This window comes from Ruminococcus sp. N15.MGS-57 (genome assembly GCF_000980385.1).
Taxonomy (GTDB): domain Bacteria; phylum Bacillota; class Clostridia; order Oscillospirales; family Ruminococcaceae; genus Hominimerdicola; species Hominimerdicola aceti.
The window spans coordinates 1-1473 of sequence record NZ_LARF01000100.1 but is presented as its reverse complement, the minus strand read 5'-3'; the positions used below and the strand labels follow the sequence as shown (position 1 = coordinate 1473).

The following is a 1473-nucleotide window of genomic DNA, read 5'->3' as shown; positions in this document are numbered from 1 at the left end:
CTAGTTTTTTCATAACCCTGTAAAGACTTTCAAGACAGCGTGTATACCCTTGTTTCCTGAGACGATGCCATAGTTCGGGAAGCTCAAGTGTCGGGTTCCGTTTGTGATACCTTTTGATAAGATCTATTTCTTCCTTGGTATGCTCATTGGGATGATGATGCGGTCGGCGTGATTTAACTGCAAGGGACTCCACACTTCCGTCCCAGCGTTTCAGCCAGAAATATATATATGAACGTGATTTATTGTATTTTCTGCTCGCTCGGCTCACTCCATATTTCTTTGCGTAATTCATTAAGGATTGACGAAACTTCATATCTTGTGTTATACTATTCATGAGAGATAGGCTTCCTTTCTGATTTGTATTTGTGTGGTAACTTTATTTTATCAGATTTTTGCCTATCTCTCTTTTCTTTTTTCTTAATTTTGTCCAATATCTATTGTAGCACTACACTCTGTCTAAAGGCTTGTTTTTATCTTCGACAGGGGCAAAAGCAAAGCATACCACCATTCCGACCAATAATAAGATAATATATATTATTGACAAATCAACATAACCAATAAATAATAACATTGCCATGATAATCACTATGGAAATAAAATAGCACCTCCACGGGGTGCTAGCGTGGTATCCTCCGGCATAGCTTCTCAGTGGTATATAAAAAACTAAGAAAGCTATGCTTTCAAACACCTTGCCCACAATAACGCCGATAACTATAGTGCTGATAAGGTTAAGTAAAACCGTTATCCCCATATTGAATCCGTATTCATACAAATCGAAATCGCTTTCTGATATAATACCTTTTTCACATAGACGTTGCGTTATTTTGCAGGCAGTTTTCTTAAACATTAGAACTTACGCAGTTTCTTAGAATCAGCAGGCAATTCAGGCTGGTGAGTGATGAACATGCATGTAGAATTCACGTTTGATACAGTAACCAAAAGTGCCAATGCTGCAAACACCTTACCCATTCTTGTGCTGAGTTTCATTAAATTTCTTTTCATATGATCTTCTTCCTTTCATAACAAGTTATGACTTGATTATACATAATACAAGAATAAAAAACCGTAAATGTCAAAAAAAACGTCTTTTTTGTAAAAAAAAGGGGCTGTAAAAAAAGTCCCCAAGAAAAAAGGCTGCGATCTTGCCAAAAAGCAAGACAGCAGTCTTTTTTGTGGTATAATTAAAGTATCATGAATAACCAACCACAAGAATATTATACACCATATCAATTAAAATTTCCAATAGAAATTGAAAAAATAATTGAAACAACTGACCCGGTATATACATTTTGTGAAGTGATGAATCATATTGACCTGAGTAAATACCTGACGACTGAGGACCGCAGGACAGGCCGTCCAAGATATGAAGAAGAAACTTTGCTGAAAGTAATACTGTTTGCATTTATGGAAAACGGATACGAATCATTGCGAAAAATAGAAAAACTCTGCAAAACCGATATTCGCTTTATGTGG

Annotated in this window: 3 protein-coding genes and 1 pseudogene; 1 reads left to right on the top strand and 3 read right to left on the bottom strand. The window is 36.0% G+C overall.

From position 1 onward, the window contains the following. The 3 genes and pseudogenes from WS40_RS11705 to WS40_RS11700 form a co-directional block, all read right to left on the bottom strand. A pseudogene (locus tag WS40_RS11705) lies at positions 1-292 on the bottom strand (IS481 family transposase); the annotation flags it as partial. Between the two features lie 153 nt (positions 293-445). Continuing rightward, positions 446-847 carry an accessory gene regulator ArgB-like protein gene (locus WS40_RS10560; RefSeq protein WP_325208540.1) on the bottom strand — a complete coding sequence of 134 codons (402 nt, stop codon included), beginning with the start codon at positions 845-847 and terminating at the stop codon, positions 446-448. Next, complete coding sequence (locus WS40_RS11700) at positions 847-969, bottom strand: cyclic lactone autoinducer peptide (RefSeq protein WP_278635330.1); 123 nt, start codon at positions 967-969, stop codon at positions 847-849. Before WS40_RS11700 ends, WS40_RS10560 begins: the two co-directional genes overlap by 1 nt. A 222-nt stretch (positions 970-1191) precedes the next feature. Between WS40_RS11700 and WS40_RS10555 the strand changes: the two genes are divergently transcribed. After that, positions 1192-1473, top strand: a 282-nt coding sequence (locus WS40_RS10555) for a transposase (protein ID WP_046442127.1), incomplete at its 3' end; no start/stop codon positions are given.

Bases quoted from the DNA above. Each gene is read 5' to 3' on its own strand.
- WS40_RS10560 (WP_325208540.1), bottom strand. From the start codon at position 847: ATGTTTAAGAAAACTGCCTGCAAAATAACGCAACGTCTATGTGAAAAA.
- WS40_RS11700 (WP_278635330.1), bottom strand. From the start codon at position 969: ATGGGTAAGGTGTTTGCAGCATTGGCACTTTTGGTTACTGTATCAAAC.